Genomic DNA, 22,726 nt, shown 5'->3' on the forward strand with positions numbered 1-22,726 from the left:
ACCCGCCGACGACACGCTGAAAACACGCTGATCGAACATGTATTCGAACGCAGTTTCAATTAGAGTAGTCAGGTGTCTATTGCAACTTCGCTCGAATCAGAGTTTTCCGACCCGAGAATGTCCCAGGACCTGTCGCGCCTGATCGTCAAGGGGGCGCGTGAGCACAACCTCCGCAACGTCGATCTGGACCTGCCTCGCGATGCCATGATCGTGTTTACCGGGTTGTCCGGGTCCGGTAAATCCTCCCTGGCGTTCGACACCATCTTCGCCGAAGGACAGCGACGCTACGTGGAGTCCCTGTCCGCGTACGCCCGGCAGTTCCTCGGCCAGGTGGACAAGCCCGACGTCGACTTCATCGAGGGCCTCTCGCCGGCGGTCTCAATCGACCAGAAGTCCACCAACAAGAACCCCCGGTCCACTGTTGGCACCATCACCGAGATCTACGACTACATGCGGCTGCTCTGGGCCCGTGTGGGACGCCCGCACTGCCCCACCTGCGGTGAGCCGGTGGCGAAGCAGACCCCCCAGCAGATCGTCGATCAGTTGCTGGAACTGGAAGAGGGCACGCGTTTCCAGGTCCTCGCCCCCGTGGTCCGTGGACGCAAGGGCGAGTTCGTCGACCTGTTCCAGGAACTTACCGCCAAAGGCTACGCCCGGGCCCGCGTGGACGGCGACGTCATCCAGCTGTCCGACCCTCCGAAGCTCGGCAAGCAGTACAAGCACACCATCGAGGTGATCATCGACCGCCTGGTGGTCAAGGACGGCATCAGCCAGCGCCTGACCGACTCGGTGGAAACCGCACTCAAACTCGCCGACGGTCGCGTCCTCGCCGACTTCGTCGACCTCCCCGAGAAGGATGCCAAGCGCATCCGGGCCTTCTCCGAGCACCTCGCCTGCCCCAACGAGCACCCGCTGGCGATCGACGAGATCGAGCCACGCTCCTTCTCCTTCAACAACCCCTTCGGAGCCTGCCCGGCCTGCACCGGTATTGGCACCAAGCTGGAGGTTGACGAGGAACTGGTGGTACCCAACCCTGACCTCTCCCTCGCGGAAGGCGCCATCGCCCCCTGGTCACTGGGCACCGCGACCCTTGAATACTGGACCCGGCTCCTCGAGGGCCTGTCCAAGGAACTGAACTTCAAGATGGACGTGCCGTGGCGGAAACTGCCGGACCGCGCCCGCGAGGCCGCCCTGTACGGCAAGGACCACAAGGTGGTTGTCCAGTACAAGAACCGCTTTGGACGCGAGCGGAAGTACAGCACCGGTTTCGAAGGCGCGGTGCAGTACATCCACCGCAAGCACCTGGAAACCGAGTCGGATCACGCCCGCGACCGTTACGAAGAATACATGCGGCAGATTCCGTGCCCCACGTGTGGGGGAGCCCGGCTGAACCCCGCGTCCCTGTCGGTGCTGATCAACGGCAAATCCATCGCTTCAGTCGCCGCGATGCCGATGCGGGACTGCAGCGACTTCCTGAACAACCTGGTCCTGACCGGGCGGGAAGCCCACATCGCAGCCCAGGTGCTCAAGGAGATCCAGGCGCGCCTGCAGTTCCTGCTCGACGTCGGGCTGGAATACCTGAACCTGGAACGCTCCTCCGGCACCCTCTCCGGTGGCGAGGCCCAACGGATCCGGCTGGCCACCCAGATTGGCTCCGGTCTGGTGGGAGTGCTCTACGTACTCGACGAGCCGTCCATCGGTCTGCACCAGCGGGACAACCGACGCCTGATCGAAACGCTCGCCCGGCTCCGTAACCTGGGCAACACCCTGATCGTGGTCGAGCATGACGAGGACACCATCCAGGAAGCCGACTGGATTGTCGACATCGGTCCGGGCGCGGGGGAGCACGGTGGCGAGGTGGTCCACTCCGGTCTGCTCGAAGACCTGCTCACCAATGAGCGCTCGATCACCGGCGACTACCTGTCGGGGCGTCGGAAGATCGAGATTCCCAAGAAGCGCCGGAAGATCGACAAGTCACGCCAGCTCAAGGTCATCGGAGCACGTGAACACAACCTGACCTCGTTCGATATCGCGTTCCCCCTGGGTGTGCTGACCGCGGTGACAGGGGTCAGCGGATCCGGAAAGTCGACCCTGGTCAACGAGATCCTCTACAAGGTCCTCGCCAACAAACTGAACGGCGCGAAGCAGGTTGCCGGCCGGCACAAGCGGATCGACGGTCTGGAGCACCTGGACAAGGTGGTTCACGTCGACCAGAGTCCGATCGGCCGGACGCCGCGCTCCAACCCCGCCACCTATACCGGGGTCTTCGACAACATCAGGAAGCTCTTCGCGGAGACCACCGAGGCGAAGGTGCGCGGCTACCTTCCCGGCCGGTTCTCCTTCAACGTGAAGGGCGGCCGCTGCGAAGCCTGCTCCGGCGACGGAACCCTGAAGATCGAAATGAACTTCCTCCCCGACGTCTATGTGCCGTGCGAGGTCTGCCACGGACAGCGCTACAACCGCGAAACCCTTGAAGTGCATTACAAGGGCAAGACCATCGCCGACGTGCTGAACATGCCCATCGAGGAGGGAGCCGAGTTCTTCGCCGCCTTCAGCCCGATCGCCCGGCACCTCAACACGCTCGTCGAGGTGGGCCTCGGTTATGTGAGGCTGGGTCAGCCTGCCACTACCCTGTCCGGTGGTGAGGCGCAGCGCGTGAAACTAGCCAGCGAGCTGCAGAAGCGGTCCAACGGACGCAGCATCTACGTGCTCGACGAGCCGACCACCGGCCTGCACTTCGAAGACATCCGCAAGCTCCTGCTCGTCCTGCAGGGACTCGTCGACAAGGGGAACACCGTGATCACGATCGAGCACAACCTCGACGTGATCAAGAGTGCCGACTGGGTCATCGACCTCGGGCCCGACGGCGGATCAGGTGGCGGCCAGATTATCGCGACCGGCACCCCCGAGCAGGTGGCCAAGTCGACGAAGAGCTACACCGGGACCTTCCTCGCCGAAACCCTCGGACGATAGGTAGCAGTCGATATATTCCGTGAAGGGAATGCAGTTTTCCACTGGGGACCGGCTGTGGGAAACTTGGCCGGTGATGAACTACCGCCTGCTCGTGCTCTTTGACCTCGACGGAACCCTCGTCGACCCTGCAGGCGCCATCACCGGTGGAATCACCGCGTCGCTGAGGGCCCACGGGCTTCCGGAGGCGTCGGATGATCAGCTGCGCGCCATGGTGGGGCCACCCCTGGTCACCTCCCTGCGCGAGATCGCGGCGGTTCCGGAGCATCTCATGGACCCGGTCATCGCCCATTACCGGGAGGGTTACCGACTAAAGGGCATGGCGGGCAGCCAGCCTTACCCCGGGATTATCGCGGTCGTGGAACGGCTGCGTGCCGCCGGACACCTGGTCGCCGTCGCGACCCAGAAGCCGCAGGGGCTGGCGGGTGAGCTGCTCCGCGTCCAGCAGATGGACGGATTGTTCGACTCGGTCGATGGTTCGCCCGATGAGGAACAGGTTCCAGGCCCGGACGGCAAGACTCCGATTATCGCCGCGGCACTCGCCCGTCACGAGGGCAGGTACGACGGCGCCGTCATGGTGGGCGACCGATCGCACGACATCAGCGGAGCGGCGGCCAACGGGCTTGACTGCATCCCCGTGGGCTGGGGCTTCGGCTCACCCGAGGAGTTCCGTGCCGCGGGCGCCACCGAAACGGCCGATACGGCTGAGGTCCTGCTGGACCTGATCCTCGCACGGGTGCCGCGGGAGGTGCGTCATGGGCATCTATGACCTCACCCGCAGCGGCACCCGGGGACTGATCGCCGGGCTCTGCCGCCCCACCGTCGAAGGTCTGGCCAACGTCCCGGCGGACGGTTCGCTCATTGTCGCCGCCAACCACCTTTCATTTCTGGACAGCGTCCTGATCCAGGCCCTCATGCCCCGCCCGGTCGCGTTTTTCGCGAAGGCCGAGTACTTCACCGGCCGCGGCCTGAAAGGCAAAGCAATGCGCTCCTTCTTCGAGGGAGTCGGCTCCATCCCGGTGGAGCGCGGACAGCAGGCGGCCAGTGTGCAGGCGCTGAAGACCCTTCATGAACTGCTGGAAGGCGGCAACGGGATCGGCATCTACCCGGAGGGCACCCGGTCCCGTGACGGGCTGCTGTACCGGGGGCGGACCGGCGTCGGCTGGCTCGCGCTGACCACCGGCGCCCCGGTACTTCCCGTCGGTCTGCTGGGTACCGAGAACCTGCAGCCGGCAGGCCAGAAACGGATCAAACCCCAACACTTCACCATGAGGATCGGCGTGCCCCTGTACTTCGAGAAAACCGGGCCCGGGCACTCCCTACCCGCCCGCCGGCAGGTCACTGACACCATCATGGATTCAATCGCCCAACTGAGCGGCCAGCAGCGCTCCGCCAGCTACAACCAGAGCCCGGTCCTCGACTGATGGCAGATCCCCGCACCTACCGCCCGCAGACCGGAGAGATCCCCGTGGATCCGGGCGTCTACCGCTTCCGCGACGAACACTCACGGGTGGTCTACGTGGGCAAGGCCAAGAACCTGCGCTCCCGGCTGAACTCCTACTTCGCCAACCCGCAGGGCCTGTTGCCGCGCACCCGGGCGATGGTGTTCACCGCGGCGAGCGTTGAATGGACGGTCGTCGGCAGCGAGCTCGAAGCATTGCAGCTCGAGTACACCTGGATCAAAGAGTTCAACCCCCGCTTCAACGTCATGTTCCGTGACGACAAGTCCTACCCTTACCTGGCCGTCACGATGGGGGAGAAGTACCCCCGCGTCCAGGTCATGCGCGGCGACCGGCGGAAGGACACCCGCTACTTCGGCCCCTTCTACCCCGCCAAGGCAATCCGCGAGACGGTCGACACCCTGCTCCGCGTTTTCCCCGTCCGTACCTGCAGCAGCGGCGTCTTCAAACGGGCCGAGCGTACCGGCAGGCCCTGCCTGCTCGGGTACATCGACAAATGCTCAGCACCCTGCGTGGGACGCATCAGTCCCGAGGACCACAAGGAACTGGCAGCCCAGTTCTGCGACTTCATGGGCGGGCAGGCCACCCGGTTCATCGTCGACCTGGAGAAGCGGATGGCCGCCGCCGTCGCCGACCTGGACTACGAGTCCGCCGCGAGGATCCGCGACGACATCGCGGCACTGAAACGGGTGTTCGAACGCAACACAGTGGTGCTGTCCGAGGACACCGACGCCGATATTTTCGCGCTCAAGGAAGACGAACTCGAGGCAGCGGTCCAGGTCTTCCATGTGCGCGGCGGCAGGATCCGTGGCCAGCGGGGCTGGATGGTGGAAAAGGTCGAGGACATGAGCACCGCCGACCTGGTGGAGCACCTCCTGCAGCAGGTCTACGGCGACGGCAGCAGCAGCAACAACCAGATTCCCCGCGAGGTGCTCGTCCCCGAGCTGCCAAGCAACGCGGAGGAGATGTCCGTCTGGCTCGCCGGTCTCCGGGGCGCCCGGGTGGACCTCCGGGTCCCGCGGCGCGGCGACAAGGCCACCCTCCTCGGGACGGTGGAACAGAACGCCGCGGACGCCCTCAGGCTCCACAAGAGCCGCCGCGCCGGCGATATCACCACCCGGTCCGCCGCCCTCCAGGAACTGCAGGAGGCATTGGACCTGCCCCAGCCCCTGATGCGCATCGAGTGCTTCGACATTTCTCATGTGCAGGGCACCAACGTGGTCGCGTCGATGGTGGTCGTCGAGGACGGACTGCCCCGCAAGGCCGACTACCGCCGGTTCTCCATCACCGGCGACGCCGCCCGGGACGACACGGCCTCGATGTACGACGTGATCCAGCGCCGCTTCCGGAACTACCTGCAGGAGAAGGCGGCACCCGCTGTCCAGCCTGCTGGCAGCAGCGTGCCCGACGGCGGTATGGTCGACGGCGGTGCTCCACCGGCCCCGCTGGCCGACACCACCACCGCCTCCACCCGCCAGAAGTTCGCCTACCCACCCAACCTGGTGGTGGTCGACGGCGGGCAGCCGCAGGTACACGCCGCCGCGCGGGCACTGAAGGACCTGGGGATCGACGACGTCTTCGTGATCGGACTCGCAAAGCGGCTGGAGGAGGTCTGGCTCCCCGACAGCGACTTCCCGGTCATCCTGCCCCGCGCCTCCGAGGGGCTTTTCCTGCTGCAACGGATCCGCGATGAAGCGCACCGGTTCGCCATCGCCTTCCACCGGCAGAAGCGCGGCAAATCGATGACGGCGTCGGCGCTCGACGCGATCCCGGGCCTGGGCCCGGCCAAGCGGAAGGCCCTGTTGGCCCACTTCGGGTCGGTGAAGAAGGTGCGCGGCGCCTCGGTGGAGGAACTCCAGGCCGTGCCCGGGGTGGGACCGTCCCTCGCCGAAACGGTGCACAGTGCCCTGGCCGCCGCGACGGCCGACGGTTCCGGCAACGCACCGGCCCCGGCCGTGAATATGGCCACCGGCGAAATCCTCGATTCTTAGCTAGGGTAGAGCGTGGGGGAATCCGCAAGAACCGCTAATACCTGCCGGGATGGAACACGCAAATGACTGAGGGCGAAGCCACCCTGACTCCGATCAAACCTGCCGAATCGGAACTGCTGGTGGTGACCGGTATGTCCGGGGCCGGCAGAAGCACTGCCGCCAACGCACTGGAAGACCACGGCTGGTATGTGGTGGAGAACCTTCCGCCCCAGATGCTGGGCACTCTGACCGACCTGGTCGCCCGCATGCCCCAGACCATCCCGAAGCTCGCCGTCGTCGTCGACGTCCGCAGCCAGGAACTGTTCCATGACATCCGCAGCTCCCTCGAAGCCCTCCGCGTCTCGGGGGTCAACTACCGGGTCCTCTTCCTGGACGCGAATGATGACACCCTGGTCCGCCGGTTCGAACAGGGCCGCCGCCCCCACCCGCTGCAGGATGAGGGCCGGATCCTCGACGGCATCGCCGCCGAGCGGGAAGTGCTCAAGGAACTCAAGGAAGCGGCCGAACTGGTGGTCGACACGTCGGAACTGAACGTGCACGCCCTCGCCACCTCCATCACCGAGCTGTTCTCCGAATCGGGTCCGATCGTCCTGCGGATCAACGTGATGAGCTTCGGCTTCAAGTACGGACTCCCGGTCGACTCCAACTATGTGGCGGATGTGCGCTTCATTCCCAACCCGCACTGGGTCCCGGTCCTCAGGCCGCAGACCGGACTGGACCAGCCGGTTCGCGATTACGTGCTGGGAGCCACGGGAGCCGCCGAGTTCGTCAACCGGTACGTGCACGCGCTCGAACCCGTCCTGGATGGCTATCGACGTGAGAATAAGCACTATGCGACGATCGCCATCGGCTGTACCGGCGGCAAGCACCGCTCGGTGGCCGTGACCGAGGAGATCGCCAAGCGCCTCGCCCAGCAACCCCACCTGCAGGTGAGCGCTCACCACCGTGATCTGGGCAGGGAGTAGTGGCACTCCTCACCGGTTCCCTCCCGCTGCTCCCCGCAGCGGCGGCCAACCGTCGCGGCTCCGGTCCGCAGGAGAACGCCCCCTCGGTGGTGGCGCTCGGAGGCGGGCACGGCCTGTCGTCGTCGCTCTCCGCGCTGCGGCTGCTCACCTCCGAACTGACTGCCATCGTGACCGTCGCCGACGACGGCGGTTCCTCGGGGAAGCTGCGCCAGGAACTCGGGGTACTGCCACCCGGTGACCTGCGGATGGCCCTCGCCGCGCTCTGCGACGACACCGACTGGGGGCGGACCTGGCGCGACGTGATGCAGCACCGCTTCACGTCCCGGGAAGGAATCGACGGCTCCCTGGACAACCACGCGCTCGGCAACCTGCTCATCGTGACGCTCTGGGAACTGCTTGGTGACCCTGTGGCGGGCCTGCAGTGGGCCGGCGCGCTGCTCGGTGCACGCGGGCGCGTGCTGCCGATGGCCAGCGTGCCACTGACCATCGAGGGCGACGTGCTCACCGAGGAAAACGGCTCCCTGCGGCTGCGCACCGTCAGTGGGCAATCCCAGCTGGCCGTGGCCGGCAGCGCAGCGAATGTCAACAATGTCCGCCTGCTCCCGGCCGATGCCCCCGCCTGCGTTGATGCGCTGACCGCGGTGGAGCTTGCCGACTGGGTCATCCTGGGCCCCGGCTCCTGGTACACCTCGGTACTACCCCACCTGCTCCTGCCCGAACTGCGGGAAGCCCTGTGCAGCACCACCGCCAAGCGGTGCCTGACCATGAACCTGAGCAACGAGACCAAGGAAACCGCGGGCATGTCGGCGGTCGACCATCTGGAAGTGATCAGACGGTACGCTCCCGATTTCACTGTCGACGTCGTCATCGCAGATCCTGCCGTCATTGGCAACCGCGAGCAGTTTGTTGCTGCCGTCGCCGAGATGGGAGGCCGTGCCGTGTTGGGTAAGGTAGGTTCTTCAACGGGCAAACCTGTTCATGATCCCCTGCGCCTCGCAACGGCGTTCCATGACATGTTTGGTGAAGACTAATCGAGCTGAGGGTGTATTTGTGGCGCTGACTGCGGACGTTAAAGAGGAGCTGTCGCACCTCTCTGTCAAGAAGTCATCGGTTCGCAAAGCCGAGGTGTCGGCCCTGCTGCGATTCGCTGGGGGCCTGCACATCATTTCCGGCCGGATTGTCATTGAAGCGGAGGTGGACCTCGCGTCGACGGCACGTCGGCTGCGCACCACCATCGCCGAAGTGTATGGACACAACAGCGAAATCATCGTCGTCTCCGGAGGTGGCCTGCGCCGCGGCAACCGGTATGTGGTCCGGGTGGTGCGCGACGGCGAATCCCTCGCCCGGCAGACCGGCCTCCTCGACAACCGTGGCCGCCCGGTCCGCGGGCTCCCCTCCGCCGTGGTGAACGGCTCCACGGCCGACGCCGAAGCGGTGTGGCGGGGCGCCTTTCTCGCCCACGGCTCCCTGACCGAGCCTGGGCGCTCCTCCTCCCTCGAAGTCACCTGTCCCGGCCCGGAGTCCGCGCTGGCACTGGTGGGCGCAGCACGCCGGCTCGGCATCGCTGCCAAGGCACGCGAGGTCAGGGGAGTGGACCGTGTGGTCATCCGCGACGGGGACACCATCGCCGCTCTGCTCACCCGCATGGGAGCACACGACGCACTCATGGTCTGGGAGGAACGCAGGATGCGCAAGGAAGTGCGCGCTACCGCGAACCGGCTGGCCAACTTCGACGACGCCAACCTCCGCAGATCCGCCCAGGCGGCGGTCGCTGCGGGGGCGCGGGTGGAGCGTGCCCTCGAAATTCTGGGGGAGGGTGTACCCGACCACCTCAAGTACGCCGGTGAGTTGCGGGTGGCCCACAAGCAGGCCAGTCTTGACGAACTCGGTGGACTGGCCAGCCCTCCCATGACCAAGGACGCGATCGCTGGGCGTATTCGACGGCTGCTCGCGATGGCCGACAAGCGTGCCATAGAGATTGGAATACCGGGAACCGACGCCAATGTGACAGCCGACATGTTGGACGAGTGAATCTCTGCATAGGATGGAAGAGGCACGGGAATACCTCCGACTACGGCGGGGTTCCATGCCATATTGAACCAACTACGGTGTCTGACCTGCTGCGGTGCCAAATCACCCGCTGTGTCGGACCGACCTGGAGGAATTCGTGAGCGAGTACGTACTGCCCGAACTGAACTACGACTATGCTGCCCTGGAGCCGCACATCTCCGCACGCATCATGGAGCTCCACCACAGCAAGCACCACGCCGCCTATGTCAAGGGTGCCAACGACGCCATGGCCCAGCTGGCGGAGGCCCGCGAAAAGGGTGACTTCGGAAATATCTCGAAGCTCTCCAAGGACCTCGCCTTCCACACTGGCGGCCACATCAACCACTCAGTCTTCTGGAACAACCTCTCCCCAGAGGGCGGCGACTCTCCCGAGGGTGAACTCGCCGCAGCCATCGACGACGCCTTTGGTTCGTTCGACAAGTTCCGCGCCCAGTTCAGCGCGGCTGCCCTTGCCCTGCAGGGCTCCGGGTGGGCGTTCCTCGCCTACGAGCCCATCGGCGGCAACCTGGTCATCGAACAGCTCTACGATCAGCAGGGCAACGTGGCGGTCGGCACCACGCCGCTGCTCATGCTGGACATGTGGGAGCACGCCTTCTACCTGGACTACGTCAACGTCAAGGCTGACTACGTCAAGGCCTTCTGGAACATCGTGAACTGGGCCGACGTCGCCAAGCGCTTCGCCGCTGCCCGCACGTCGGCTACCTCGCTGATCGTCGTCGGCTAGTCGCATCAGGCTCAGCGCCCTTTGGGCGTACCCGGGACGCCGCCATGGCGGCGGCGTTCCGGACCTTACCCGCAATACAGTTCAAGGAGATAGAACGAATGACTACTCGTGTAGGAATCAACGGCTTCGGTCGAATCGGGCGCAACTTTTTCCGCGCCGCACTGGAGCAGGGTGCTGACCTGGAAATCGTTGCCGTCAACGACCTGACCAGCCCTGAGGCCCTGGCCCACCTGCTGAAGTATGACTCCGTCACGGGTCGTCTGGCAGCCACCGTCGAGGTCAAGGACGGGAACATTGTGGTGGACGGCAAGTCCATCAAGGTCCTCGCGGAGCGCGACCCCGCGAGCCTGCCGTGGAAGGACCTCGGAGTGGACATCGTCATCGAGTCCACCGGCTTCTTCACCAAGGCCTCGGATGCGCAGAAGCACATTGACGCCGGCGCCAAGAAGGTCATCATCTCGGCTCCAGCCACCGATGAGGACTTCACGGTTGTGCTGGGCGTCAACGACGACCAGTACGATCCCGAGAACCACAACATCATCTCCAACGCCTCCTGCACCACCAACTGCCTGGGGCCGCTCGCCAAGGTGCTCAATGACAGCTTCGGCGTCGAGCGTGGCCTGATGACCACCATCCACGCCTACACCGCAGACCAGAACCTGCAGGACGGCCCGCACAAGGATCTGCGCCGCGCCCGTGCCGCAGCCCTGAACATGGTTCCCACCTCCACCGGTGCGGCCAAGGCCATCGGCCTGGTGCTTCCGGAGCTGAAGGGCAAGCTTGACGGCTACGCCATCCGCGTTCCGGTCCCCACCGGATCGGCCACCGACCTGACAGTCACGGTCTCCCGCGAGGTCACCGTCGAGGAAGTCAACGCCGCCTTCAAGGCAGCCGCCTCGGAGGGCAAGATGGCCGGCTACCTCACCTACACGGACGCCCCGATCGTGTCGTCGGACATCGTGGGCGATCCGTCGTCCTCCATCTTCGACTCGGGCCTGACCAAGGTCATCGGCAAGCAGGTGAAGGTTGTGGGCTGGTACGACAACGAGTGGGGCTACTCAAGCCGCCTGGTCGACCTGACCAGCATCGTTGCCTCCAAGCTCTCCTAACCCCGAAGGACCGAAGTGGCCTCCTCCCTTGATGACCTCCTGCAGCTCGGCGTCCGTGGACGCACCGTCCTGGTCCGGTCGGACCTGAACGTCCCGCTCGACACCTCGGGGTCCGCCCCGCGGGTGACCGATGATGGCCGGCTCAGGGCTTCCCTGCCGGTGCTGCAGAAGCTCACCCAGGAGGGGGCCGCGGTGATCGTGATGGCTCATCTGGGACGCCCGAAGGGTGCACCCGATGAGCGGTATTCGCTGAAACCAGCGGTTGACCGGCTCGCCGAGCTGGCAGATTTCCCCGTCACGCTCGCCGGGGACACCACCGGGGAGGACGCCAGGGAGCAGGCCGCGGGGCTGCGCTCCGGTAGCGTCCTGGTGTTGGAGAACGTGCGCTTCGACGCCCGGGAGACCAGCAAGGACGACGGCGAACGGCAGGCCTTCGCTGCCGAACTCGCCGCTCTTACCGGCGACGACGGCGCTTACGTCAACGATGCCTTCGGTGCGGTGCACCGGAAACACGCGAGCGTCTACGACATCGCAGCGGTCCTGCCGTCCTACCAGGGCGACCTGGTCAGGACTGAGGTGGAAGTGCTGCAGCGTCTCACCGGCGAACCGGTGGCACCCTTCGTGGTGGTGCTCGGGGGGTCCAAGGTGTCGGACAAGCTTGCGGTGATCGAAAACCTGCTGGGTATCGCGGACCGCATCCTCGTCGGCGGCGGCATGGTGTTCACCTTCCTTGCTGCGCAGGGCCACAGGGTGGGCGCGAGCCTCCTCGAGGAAGACCAGCTCGACGTCGTCAGGAGCTACCTCGAACGGGCGCAGCAGGCGGGCACCGAGTTCGTGCTCCCCACCGACATTGTGGTGGCCGCGAAGTTCGCTGCCGACGCCGAGCACGAGACCGTCGCCGCGGATGCCATTGAAGGAAGCTCTTTCGGCGCCGACGGGATCGGCCTCGACATCGGACCCGAGTCGGGTGCCGCCTTTGCCGAGTCCATCGCGACCGCAGGGACCGTGTTCTGGAACGGGCCGATGGGTGTGTTCGAGTTCGACGCCTTCGCGGGCGGTACCAAAGCCGTGGCGCAGGCCCTCACCGAGGCGACCACCCGCGGTGCACTGACGGTGGTCGGCGGTGGCGACTCTGCCGCGGCGGTCCGCTCACTCGGTTTCAGCGACAACCAGTTTGGCCATATTTCGACCGGCGGAGGTGCCAGCCTCGAGTACCTCGAAGGCAAGGAACTCCCCGGACTGACCGCCCTCGGGCAGTAGGAGCAGCAGATGACTTCCTCAACCAACGGCACGTACGACCGCCGTCCCCTGATCGCTGGCAACTGGAAGATGAACCTGGACCACGTCCAGGGAATCACTCTTCTCCAGAAGCTCGCCTGGACCCTCGACGATGCCGGGCATGACTACCGGCGCGCCGAAGTGGCAGTTTTCCCGCCCTTCACCGACCTCCGCGGGGTGCAGACCCTCGTCCGGGGCGACGACCTGCAGGTGGTGTACGGCGGCCAGGATCTGTCCCCGCACGACTCCGGGGCCTACACCGGGGATATTTCCGGGCAGTTCCTCGAGAAATTGGGATGCTCCTACGTTCTCGTCGGCCACTCCGAGCGGCGGGCGATCCACCAGGAGTCCGACGAGCTGCTAGCCAGCAAGGTCAAGGCTGCGTTCCGTCACAACCTGACCCCCATCCTGTGCGCCGGCGAGGGCCTTGAGGTACGGCAGGCCGGCAACCATGTGGAGCATACCCTCAGCCAGCTGCGGAGCAGCATCGAAGGACTCAGCGCCGAGCAGGTCGCCGAGCTGGTCGTCGCGTACGAGCCGGTCTGGGCCATCGGCACCGGCGAGGTGGCGGGTCCGGAGGATGCGCAGGAGATGTGCGCCGCCCTGCGGGCCGAACTTACCACCCTGTACGACGCGGAGACGGCTGGGAAGGTGCGCCTGCTCTACGGCGGATCGGTCAAGGCCGCGAACGCAGGCTCCATCCTGAAGGGCCGCGACGTTGACGGCTTGCTGGTCGGTGGTGCCAGCCTGGACGCTGCCGAGTTTGCTAGTATTGTCAGGTTCGAACATCTTCTGGTCACTGACTAAGAACGCTTCCTGCTGTCGGCCGATCGCGCACGTCAGTTACCCCTGAAAGGCCACTGTGGACATTCTCCGAATCATCTTGTTGGTTCTCCTTGCCATCACCAGCATGCTGCTCGTCCTGCTGATCCTGCTGCACAAGGGCCGCGGCGGTGGCATGTCCGACATGTTCGGTGGCGGCATGACCACCAGCATGGGCTCGTCAGGTGTTGCTGAGCGGAACCTCAATCGTTTCACGGTCGCCCTCGGGCTGAGCTGGGGCGTAGTCATCGTGGCGCTTGGACTGATCCAGCGGTTCGCCGACTAGCAGTTTTGCCGGCCGTCTCTTCCGCGCCGGCACGGCAAAAGTTTTTTGCTTTCCCGCGTTAACCATCATTTACTGGGCGTAGACTGACCCTGTTGTCGGAGCCTAGTCCAGGAGCAATCCATGGTTATCGCGGGAAACGCATTTAAGGGCACACGAATCGGAACTGATTCCTACGGGGGAATGGCTGGCTGGCAAGCCGAATCCGGACGGAGTCCGGTTGTCGTGGACCGAACCGTAGTGAGCTATTGGTGCATCGAAAACCACGAGACGAAACCGACGTTTGCCAAACTCCACGAGGACGAGATCCCCGAAGTCTGGGAATGCGGGTCGTGCGGTCGTGCAGCTGGCAGGCTGCCCGGCGTGGAACCCCTCGTGGATTGCATCGAACCGTTCAAGAGCCACCTGCAGTACGCGAAGGAGCGCCGCACCGACGAGGAAGCGGCTTCCGTCCTCGAGCAGGCACTCTGCAACCTGCGGGCCCGGCGGTCAGGTCTTCGGGTTACCTAGTCTTCTGGTTACCTAGCGCAGCTGAATCTCAAGGAGCCTCGTCGTCGGGTTCGTCATTCCCGGAGTCGATCAGCCGCCCGGGAAGTTGAGCCGCTGCTTCCTGATCGATAAGCCAGAGCGTCTTGCGCCGGCCGCGTGCACCCGACGCTGGAACCTGCACAGTGCCTGCACCGGCCAGGGCAAGGCCCACTGCGCCCGCCTTGTCCTGCCCGCCCGCGGCGATCCAGATCTCCTGCGCGGAGTTCAACGCCTCGAGGGTCAGGGAAATGCGCAACGGTGGCTGTTTCGGCGCGTCCGTCACTCCCACCACGGTCTGCTCCTTGGTCCTGATACCGGGCATCTCCGGAAACAGGGACGCAATGTGGGCGTCCGGTCCCACCCCCAGCAAGAGGACATCGAACCGGGGGAGCCGTGCATCCTGGCTGTCTCCCGCACGGTTGCCGTCGGCGGTTCCATCACCGGCGAGGGCCCGTTCGGCGTCGGCGGCGTCCTGAAGCCGCGCGGCATAGTCGGCCGCGGCAGCGTCCTGGTCTGCGAAGTCATCGCTCGAACCGAACTCGTTGACCTGGGACTCGGCAAGGCCGAGCTTCCCGAGAAGGGCCTCACGTGCCTGGACTGCGTTGCGATCCGGGTCGCTGGCGCTGAGGAAGCGTTCGTCTCCCCACCAGAAGTCGACCCTGCTCCAGTCGACCGCCGAGCAGGCCGGCGATTCGGCGACGGCCGCGAGTGCCGCAGTACCGATTGCGCCACCGGTGAGCACCACGGTCGCGGATCCGCGTTCGTTTTGCACGTCGACGAGCCGGGTGATCAACCGGGCGGCGACAGTGGCCGCCAGCAACGAGGAATCAGGGTGGATACTTACTTTGGGTTCAGCGTTCACTTGGACGCACGCTCCTTAGGTTGGTCCGTGCGAGCCCCTCCATAATCACCTCGCCGAATACCTCATCCGGGTCGAGACGGCGGAGCTCTTCTGCCAAACAGTCTTGCAGGCTCCGCCGTGGCAGGGAAATCCGCTGCACCGGCTGGCCCGGCTGGTAAAGCTCGGCGACGGACTGGTGGGGCCGGTTCAATTCGACGTCGCCTGCGGGTCGGGACAACCTCACCCGACGCAGTCCGGTGCCCGCCGGTCCGGCTGCGATGGTGACCGGTGCGTCCAGCGCCAGGGTAAGCCAGGCGGCAAGGAGCACGGTGCTGGGCGAATCCACTGCACCCTCCACTGTGACAGCGGTAATGGGTGAGTCGTCCAGTTGGTCGAGGACCGCCGCGAGCTGGATCCGCCAATTTGTCAGCCGGGTCCAGGCCAGGTCGGTGTCACCGGCCGCGTAGGTCCCCCGGATCGTTGACAGGGCAGCCACGGGGTCCGGCTCGTTGGCTGCATCGGTGATCCGCCGGTGCGCAATACTGCCGATGGATGTCCGGGAGGCGTTTTCCGGTGCACCGTGGGGCCACCAGGCCACTATGGGAGCATCGGGGAGCAGCAGCGCCGACACGAGGGATTCGTTTTCCTCGGCGAGTTGCCCGTAGCCCTTGAGGACGATCACGTCGGAGGCGCCGGCGTCACCGCCCACCCGGATCTGGGCGTCCAGCCGGGTCTGCTCCTCATCGGAGCCGAGCGCGAGGACGATAATCCGGCAGGGGTGCTCACGGCTGGCCAGGTTCGCAGCGAGGATCGCCTCCTCCTCGTGGCCGGACGACGTGATGACCACCAGGGTGAGCACCCGACCCAGCGCGACGACTCCGCCCTTGTCGCGCAGCGTCATGATTTCTTTGGACACCTTTGAGGTGGTGGTGTCAGGCAGTTCGACGATCATGGCCTGCGCCACGTCCTTCCATCACGGGCGAGGAGCTCGTCAGCGGAGGCCGGGCCCCAGCTTCCCGGCACGTACTTCTCCGGCTGGTCGCCGAGGGATGCCCAGTATTCCTCGAAAGGATCGAGAATCTTCCAGGACAGTTCCACCTCTTCGTGCCGGGGGAACAGGGGCGGCTCGCCGAGCAGCACGTCGAGGATCAGCCGCTCATAGGCTTCGGGGCTCGACTCAGTGAACGAGTGCCCGTAGCCGAAGTCCATGGTGACATCCCGGACCTCCATCTGGGTGCCGGGCACTTTGGAACCGAACCTGATGGTCGCGCCCTCATCCGGTTGCACGCGGATGACGACGGCGTTCTGGCCGAAGTCGTCCTCCCCGTGGTCCCGGAACAGCAGGTTGGGTGCACGTTTGAAGACAACGGCGATCTCGGTCACCCGGCGGCCCAGCCGCTTACCCGCCCGCAGGTAGAAGGGAACGCCGCTCCACCTGCGGGTATGGATGTCGAGGCGGAGCGCAGCGAAGCTTTCGGAGGTGGATTGTGCGGGGATGCCTTCTTCCTCCAGGAAGCCCCTGACCTGCTCACCGCCCTGCCATCCGGCGTCGTACTGACCACGCGCGGAGGAACCGGAGAGGTCGTCCGGGAGTTTCACCGCTGCGAGGACCTTCTCCTTTTCCGCCCGGAGGTCGTTGGCGTTGAAGGAGATGGGTTCTTCCATTGCGGTCAGTGCCAGCAGTTGCAGCAGGTGGTTCTGGATGACGTCGCGGGCCGCGCCAACCCCGTCGTAGTAGCCGGCCCGGCTGCCGATGCCGATGTCCTCGGCCATGGTGATTTGGACGTGGTCCACGTAGTTGGCGTTCCACAGTGGTTCGAACAGCTGGTTCGCGAACCGGAGGGCCAGGATGTTCTGGACGGTTTCCTTGCCCAGATAGTGGTCGATCCGGAACACGGCGTCCGGTGGGAAGACCTGTTCCACCACGGCGTTGAGTTCGCGGGCCGACTGCAGGTTGTGCCCGAAGGGTTTCTCGATGACCACCCGTCGCCACTGGCCCTCGTTGGGCTGGGCGAGGCCGTGCTCCGAGAGCTTTTGGCAGACCAGTTCGAAATCTTTCGGCGGGATGGACAGGTAGAACGCGTGGTTCCCCCGGGTTCCGCGACTGGAGTCCAGCTCCTGAAGGGTAACCTCCAGCCGCCCGAAGGCGTCGTCGTCGTCGAAGTTTCCCTGCACGAACCTGATCCCGGCGGAAAGCTGCTCCCAGACGGTCTCATCGAACGGGGTCCGCGAGTACTGGGTGACAGCCTCGCGCACCTCCTCGACGAACCTCTCATCGTCCCAGTCCCGCCGGCCAAACCCGATCAGCGCGAAACTCGGCGGCAGCAGCCCCCGGTTCGCCAGGTCGTAGATCGCTGGCATCAGCTTCTTGCGGGCCAGGTCCCCGGTGACCCCGAAGAGCACCAGCGACGACGGCCCGGCGATACGGCTGAGCCGGCGGTCGCGCGGGTCCCGCAGCGGGTTGGCGGGTCGCGCGTCGGTTGAGTCGGGCACTATGGTGTGCCGTTCTCGTTGACGGCCCGCTGGCCTGCGGCACCGCTGAGCAGATGGGAGACCACCTGAACGAGCTGGTCCAGGCCAGCAGTCCGGTCTGCCAGGTGCAGGCTCAGCACCGGGCGTCCCTTGCCGGCGAGGACCTGGGCGTCGCCTGCCGCCTGCGCGGTAATCAGTTCACCAAAGGTGAAGGGACGCTCGGGGATGTCCAGGTCTTCAGCCGCTGCACCGGTGATGGTGAGGAACACACCCTGCGCCGGACCACCCTTGTGGAACTGCCCGGTGGAGTGCAGGAACCTGGGACCCCAGCCAAACGTAACGGGACGCCCTGTCAGGGACGCGAGTGGTGACCTGATGTCTTCCAGCCGTGACTGCACGGACCTGTCCAGGTAGGCCTGGACGGCCAGGTACCCGTTGGGCTCGAGGGTCGCAAAGAGTTGCTGCAGAGCATCGCCGAGGGTGCTGGCGTCCCCGAGCAGTCCTCCATCGGCGCGGATCTCCACGGCACCGTCCACGAAATTCGCGGGGGTGGACTCGGGTTGCGCATCGAGCAGGCCGCGGGCGGCTGTCTTGGCGGCCTCCACGTCGGGCTGGTCGAACGGGTTGATGCCCAGGAGCCGTCCGGCAACCGCGGTGGCGAACTCCCACACGAGTAGTTGGCTGCCGAGGCTACCGCTGACGGTGATCTGGTTCCCCACGGGCTCAATGTCGGCGTCCGGTGCGGTCAGGCGGACGGCGAGGACGTCGTCGTCGCCGGCAAGGATCTCCGGCGCGCACTCCTCGGCGACCACCGGCAGTACACCGGTGCCCAGTTTGCCGGTCGATTCAGCGATGAGCTGCTCCGCCCAGTCGGCGAGTCCGGGGATCCCCGACGCCTCATCGGCGAACACAATCTTGTCCCGCAGGGGGCTCGTGCCGCCCAGCACGGCTCCCAGCCGCAATCCGATGTTCGTCGGATCGTCCTCGCCGAGGAACTCGACAGTTTCCTCAGCGTCGTCCAGCAGGGCATCGAGGTCGACTCCCGCCAGACCGGAAGGGACGAGCCCGAACGCGGTCAGGGCTGAGTACCTGCCGCCGACGGTGGGGTCAGCGTTGAATACGGCGCGGTAGCCGGCCTCACGGGCTGAGGCGTCCAGCGGAGACCCCGGGTCGGTGACGATGACCACCCTGCTCAGCGGGTCGATGCCTGCTGCAGTGAAGGTAGCCTCGAAGATCCGGCGCTGGGAGTCGGTTTCGACGGTCGACCCCGACTTCGAGGAGACCACCACGGCCGTCTCCGCCACCCGTTCCCCGACCGTCCGGCGGACCTGGTCCGGGTCGGTGGAGTCGAGCACCGTCAGCTCGACGCCTGCGGTCTGGGTGATCACCTCGGGCGCCAGGGAGGAACCTCCCATGCCGCACAGGACGATCCGGCTGACCCCTTCCGCCCGCAGGGAATCCCGCAGTTCCATGATGCCCGGGACGAGGCCGCGGGACGCGTCGACGAGGTCAACCCAGCCCAACCGGACCGCCGCCTCCGCTTCGGCGTCGTGACCCCACAGGGTGGAATCCTTGGCCATCAGCCGCGACGCCACCCTGTCCTCGACGAGGGTGGCGGTGACGCGGTCGATGGCTTCCAAAGCGGCGCCGGCCGCCGCGAGCGTCATGGAACTCATCTGGTTTAGCCCTTCGCCTTGTCCAATGCGGTCTGAACGGTTTCGAGGAGCTCGTTCCAGCTCACCACGAACTTGTCCAGCCCTTCGATTTCCAGCTGTTCAACCACTTCAACGTAGAAAACACCGATGTTCTCGAGGTCGTTGAGGACCGCGTGGGAGTCTTCGTAGGACCCGGTGACGGTGTCCCCGGTGATGACGCCGTGGTCAGCGGTGGCCTCCAGCGTCTTTTCCGGCATCGTGTTGACGACGCCGGGTGCCACCAGCTCGGTGACGTACAGGGTATCCGGCAGGGCGGGATCCTTGACGCCGGTCGAGGCCCACAGCGGGCGCTGAGGACGGGCACCTGCTGCTGCGAGTACCGCCCACCGCTCGGTGTCGAACAGCTCCTCGTATACCTGGTAGGCCAGTCGTGCGTTCGCGAGCCCGGCCTTGCCCTTGAGGGCCGCTGCCTCGTCGGTGCCGATGGCGTCCAGCCGCTTGTCCACTTCGCTGTCCACGCGGGACACGAAGAAGGAGGCTACCGAGTGGATGGTGGAGAGGTCGTGTCCGTTCTCCTTGGCCTGCTCAATGCCCAGCATGAAGGCGTTGATGACGGCACGGTAGCGTTCCAGCGAGAAGATGAGCGTCACGTTCACGCTGATCCCCTCGGCAATGGTCGCCGCGATGGCTTCGAGACCTTCCACCGTGGCGGGGATCTTGATCAGGACGTTGGAGCGCTGCACCTTGGCGTGGAGCCGTTTCGCCTCGGCGATGGTGCCCTCGGTGTCCTTCGACAGGCGTGGGTCCACCTCAATGGACACCCGGCCGTCGACACCGTCGGTGCTCTTCGCTGCCGCAGCGAAAATGTCGCAGGCCTGGGCGACGTCGTGGGTGGTGATGTCAAAGACGGCGTCATTGACGGGGATGTCGGCGGCCGCGAGGGCTTCAACCTGGGTGGCGTACGATTCGCCCTGCTGCAGTGCGGCAGCGAAGATGCTCGGGTTGGTGGTCACACCAACCACGTTGCGCTCCTCGATGAGGTGCTTGAACGCGCCCGAGTTGATGCGCTCCCGGGAGAGGTCGTCGAGCCAGATGGAAACGCCGGCGGCAGAAAGGTCTGCCGTGGGAGTAGAAGTCATAGTGGATCTCCTTGGATTGTCGACGGTTACTGCTGGTCGCCGGTTTCGGATGAGGTGGGGCCGGACCAGGCCGGCGTGCCGTTCGGTGCCCGGTGGTTGCCTGCCGCGGCGATGGAGTCGCGGGCGGCCTGGGTCACGGCTTCGGCAGTGATGCCGAACTCGTTGAACAGGCGCTTGTAGTCGGCTGACGCACCGAAGTGCTCCAGCGAGACCGATCGGCCGGCGTCGCCAATGAGTTCGCGCCAGCCCAGGGCTACGCCGGCTTCAACGGAGACCCGTGCCAGGACGTTGCCGGGCAGTACCGACTCGCGGTACGCCTCGTCCTGCCGGTTGAACCATTCGAGGCTCGGCATCGAGACGACGCGTGCGGCGATCCCTTCGGCCTGAAGCGTCGCGCGCGCCTCGACAGCCAGCTGGACCTCCGACCCGGTGCCGATGAGGATGACGTCGGGGGTTCCCTGCGCTGCTTCGGCAAGGATGTACGCTCCGCGGGCAGCGCCTTCGGCCGAGCCGAACGTATCGCCGTTGGCGGCACCCTCACCACGCTCGTACGTCGGGATGTTCTGCCGGGTGAGCACAATGCCGGCCGGGTTTTCGGTGTTCTCCAGGATGGTGCGCCACGCGACGGCAACCTCGTTCGCGTCGCCCGGGCGGACGACGTCGAGACCGGGGATTGCGCGGAGCGCCGCGAGCTGTTCCACGGGCTGGTGGGTGGGACCGTCCTCGCCGAGGCCGATCGAGTCGTGGGTCCACACGTAAATGGACGGCACTCCCATCAACGCGCCCAACCGGACGGCTGGCCGCTGGTAGTCGCTGAAGATGAGGAAGGTACCGGAGAAGGCCCGGGTGCTGCTGTGCATGACGATGCCGTTGACGATCGCCGCTGCCGCATGCTCCCGGATGCCGAAGTGCAGCACCCTGCCGTACGGGTTGCCCTGCCAGGCGTCGGTCTGCTTGCCCACGGGGACGAACGACGGCGATCCTTCGATCGTGGTGTTGTTCGATTCCGCGAGGTCAGCGGAGCCGCCCCACAGCTCGGGGAGCACCGGGCCGATCGCCGAGAGCACCTTGCCCGACGCCGCACGCGTGGACATGTCCTTGCCGGCCTCGAAGGTGGGGAGTGCGTCATCCCAGTTATCAGGAAGCGTGCGGGAAGAAATCCGGTCCAGGAGCTTCGCGTTGTCCGGGTTGGCCTGCTGCCAGGTGGCGAACGACTGCTCCCACTCAGTCCGCAGGGCCCTCCCGCGCTCACCCACCTGCCGTGCATGGTCCAGGACCTCGGGGGCCACGTCGAAGTGCTTGGCCGGATCGAGGCCGAGCGTCTCCTTCAAAGCCGCAACCTCGTCGGCGCCGAGGGCGGAGCCGTGGATTTTTCCGGTGTTCTGCTTGGTGGGGGCGGGCCAGCCGATGATGGTGCGCAGGGAGACGATCGACGGCTTCGACGTCTCGGCCCGGGCAGCCGTCAGGGCACGGTGGAGCTCTTCGATGTCTTCGACGTATTCGCCGGTCTTGGTCCAGTCGACGCGCTGGACATGCCAGCCGTACGCCTCGTACCGGCCCAGAACGTTCTCGGTGAACGCGATGTCGGTGTCATCCTCGATCGAGATGTGGTTCTCGTCATAGAGCACCACCAGGTTGCCGAGTTCCTGGTGCCCGGCCAGCGAGGAGGCCTCGGCCGTGACACCCTCCTGCAGGTCGCCGTCGGAAGCGATGACCCAGATGGTGTGGTCGAACGGGCTCTCGCCGATTGCGGCGTCGGGGTCCATCATGCCGCGCATGCGGCGCTGGGCGTAGGCGAAACCGACAGCGGAAGCCAGGCCCTGGCCGAGCGGCCCGGTGGTGATCTCAACGCCGGCCGTGTGCCGGTACTCCGGGTGTCCGGGGGTCTTGGAGCCCCACGTTCGCAGGGACTGCAGGTCCTCGAGCTCCAGGCCGTAGCCGGAGAGGAAGAGCTGGATGTAAAGGGTGAGCGAGGTGTGACCGGGGGAGAGGACGAAACGATCCCTGCCGGTCCACTCAGGCTGGGAGGGGTCGTGCCTGATCAGTTTCTGGAAGAGGAGGTAGGCCGCGGGCGCCAGGCTCATCGCCGTGCCCGGGTGGCCGTTACCCACCTTCTCCACAGCGTCGGCTGCCAGCACGCGCACGGCATCCACCGCGCGGTTGTCCAGGTCAGTCCAGGTCAGTTCTTGCGTATCAAGCTGCGGCACGAAAACCTCAGCCCCTCTCTGTGCTCCACGGCCAGCGCCGCGGCGCCTCAGTAAGACTGGCGATCGCCGTCCCCTAGCACCTGGCCAGCTGGCCGTTCACCGTTGAAAATCTGCATTGTCGTCTAGATCTGCATTGTCGCTACCCACGCTCCGCTCACACCGGCAGATGGCACCGACGGAAACGGCCTGGGCGTTACCGTCAACCCTATCGC

Annotated in this window: 19 protein-coding genes; 13 read left to right on the top strand and 6 right to left on the bottom strand. The window is 65.7% G+C overall.

Annotated elements, in window-relative coordinates:
• Positions 1 to 117: 117 nt before the first annotated feature.
• The 13 genes from uvrA (at position 118) to IWX64_RS09440 (ending at position 14,182) form a co-directional block, all read left to right on the top strand.
• Entirely contained in the window at positions 118 to 2,973 is a 2,856-nt protein-coding gene (gene uvrA / locus IWX64_RS09380) for an excinuclease ABC subunit UvrA (protein WP_196866920.1), read from the top strand.
• Positions 2,974 to 3,001: 28 nt separating this feature from the next.
• Positions 3,002 to 3,739: an HAD hydrolase-like protein gene (locus tag IWX64_RS09385; RefSeq protein ID WP_196866866.1), complete on the top strand. Its 738-nt coding sequence runs from the start codon at positions 3,002 to 3,004 to the stop codon at positions 3,737 to 3,739.
• Complete coding sequence (locus tag IWX64_RS09390; RefSeq protein WP_196866867.1) at positions 3,726 to 4,394, top strand: lysophospholipid acyltransferase family protein; 669 nt, start codon at positions 3,726 to 3,728, stop codon at positions 4,392 to 4,394. Before IWX64_RS09385 ends, IWX64_RS09390 begins: the two co-directional genes overlap by 14 nt.
• Positions 4,394 to 6,421, top strand: coding sequence for an excinuclease ABC subunit UvrC (gene uvrC / locus IWX64_RS09395; protein WP_196866868.1), 2,028 nt, complete (start codon positions 4,394 to 4,396; stop codon positions 6,419 to 6,421). Before IWX64_RS09390 ends, uvrC begins: the two co-directional genes overlap by 1 nt.
• Before the next feature lie 62 nt (positions 6,422 to 6,483).
• Positions 6,484 to 7,386: an RNase adapter RapZ gene (gene rapZ, locus IWX64_RS09400; RefSeq protein ID WP_196866869.1), complete on the top strand. Its 903-nt coding sequence runs from the start codon at positions 6,484 to 6,486 to the stop codon at positions 7,384 to 7,386.
• Positions 7,386 to 8,417: a gluconeogenesis factor YvcK family protein gene (locus IWX64_RS09405; protein ID WP_196866870.1), complete on the top strand. Its 1,032-nt coding sequence runs from the start codon at positions 7,386 to 7,388 to the stop codon at positions 8,415 to 8,417. The genes rapZ and IWX64_RS09405 overlap by 1 nt, the downstream gene beginning before the upstream one ends.
• A gap of 19 nt (positions 8,418 to 8,436) precedes the next feature.
• Positions 8,437 to 9,417, top strand: a complete 981-nt coding sequence (gene whiA / locus IWX64_RS09410) for a DNA-binding protein WhiA (protein ID WP_196866871.1) — start codon at positions 8,437 to 8,439, stop codon at positions 9,415 to 9,417.
• Between the two features lie 136 nt (positions 9,418 to 9,553).
• The gene (locus IWX64_RS09415; protein WP_196866872.1) at positions 9,554 to 10,180 is read left to right on the top strand and encodes a superoxide dismutase; all 627 of its coding nucleotides are present in this window, start codon (positions 9,554 to 9,556) and stop codon (positions 10,178 to 10,180) included.
• Positions 10,181 to 10,278: 98 nt separating this feature from the next.
• Complete coding sequence (gene gap, locus IWX64_RS09420; RefSeq protein ID WP_196866873.1) at positions 10,279 to 11,289, top strand: type I glyceraldehyde-3-phosphate dehydrogenase; 1,011 nt, start codon at positions 10,279 to 10,281, stop codon at positions 11,287 to 11,289.
• A 15-nt stretch (positions 11,290 to 11,304) separates the two neighbouring features.
• Positions 11,305 to 12,549, top strand: a complete 1,245-nt coding sequence (locus IWX64_RS09425) for a phosphoglycerate kinase (protein ID WP_196866874.1) — start codon at positions 11,305 to 11,307, stop codon at positions 12,547 to 12,549.
• A 9-nt stretch (positions 12,550 to 12,558) separates the two neighbouring features.
• On the top strand, positions 12,559 to 13,374 hold the full coding sequence (gene tpiA, locus IWX64_RS09430) for a triose-phosphate isomerase (RefSeq protein ID WP_196866875.1): 816 nt from the start codon (positions 12,559 to 12,561) through the stop codon (positions 13,372 to 13,374).
• A gap of 55 nt (positions 13,375 to 13,429) precedes the next feature.
• Positions 13,430 to 13,675, top strand: a complete 246-nt coding sequence (secG, locus tag IWX64_RS09435) for a preprotein translocase subunit SecG (protein ID WP_196866876.1) — start codon at positions 13,430 to 13,432, stop codon at positions 13,673 to 13,675.
• Between the two features lie 120 nt (positions 13,676 to 13,795).
• A complete protein-coding gene (locus IWX64_RS09440; RefSeq protein ID WP_196866877.1) occupies positions 13,796 to 14,182 on the top strand; it encodes an RNA polymerase-binding protein RbpA in 387 nt (128 codons plus the stop codon).
• 28 nt (positions 14,183 to 14,210) lie between these two features.
• On the opposite strand, the gene pgl is transcribed toward IWX64_RS09440, so the two are convergent.
• Genes pgl through tkt form a run of 6 tightly spaced genes read right to left on the bottom strand, consistent with a single transcriptional unit; the run spans position 14,211 to position 22,514 of the window.
• Positions 14,211 to 15,062 (bottom strand): 6-phosphogluconolactonase, encoded by an 852-nt coding sequence (gene pgl / locus IWX64_RS09445; protein ID WP_196866878.1) that lies wholly within the window; start codon positions 15,060 to 15,062, stop codon positions 14,211 to 14,213.
• A complete protein-coding gene (locus IWX64_RS09450) occupies positions 15,052 to 15,993 on the bottom strand; it encodes a glucose-6-phosphate dehydrogenase assembly protein OpcA (RefSeq protein ID WP_196866922.1) in 942 nt (313 codons plus the stop codon). Before IWX64_RS09450 ends, pgl begins: the two co-directional genes overlap by 11 nt.
• On the bottom strand, positions 15,990 to 17,534 hold the full coding sequence (gene zwf, locus IWX64_RS09455) for a glucose-6-phosphate dehydrogenase (RefSeq protein WP_312883990.1): 1,545 nt from the start codon (positions 17,532 to 17,534) through the stop codon (positions 15,990 to 15,992). The genes IWX64_RS09450 and zwf overlap by 4 nt, the downstream gene beginning before the upstream one ends.
• Positions 17,534 to 19,189, bottom strand: a complete 1,656-nt coding sequence (locus IWX64_RS09460) for a glucose-6-phosphate isomerase (protein ID WP_196866879.1) — start codon at positions 19,187 to 19,189, stop codon at positions 17,534 to 17,536. The genes zwf and IWX64_RS09460 overlap by 1 nt, the downstream gene beginning before the upstream one ends.
• A 5-nt stretch (positions 19,190 to 19,194) precedes the next feature.
• On the bottom strand, positions 19,195 to 20,307 hold the full coding sequence (tal, locus tag IWX64_RS09465; RefSeq protein ID WP_196866880.1) for a transaldolase: 1,113 nt from the start codon (positions 20,305 to 20,307) through the stop codon (positions 19,195 to 19,197).
• Positions 20,308 to 20,333: 26 nt separating this feature from the next.
• The gene (tkt, locus tag IWX64_RS09470) at positions 20,334 to 22,514 is read right to left on the bottom strand and encodes a transketolase (protein ID WP_196866881.1); all 2,181 of its coding nucleotides are present in this window, start codon (positions 22,512 to 22,514) and stop codon (positions 20,334 to 20,336) included.
• Positions 22,515 to 22,726: the final 212 nt, after the last annotated feature.

Source organism: Arthrobacter sp. CAN_A212 (genome assembly GCF_015752345.1).
In the GTDB taxonomy this organism is placed as follows: Bacteria; Actinomycetota; Actinomycetes; order Actinomycetales; family Micrococcaceae; genus Arthrobacter_D.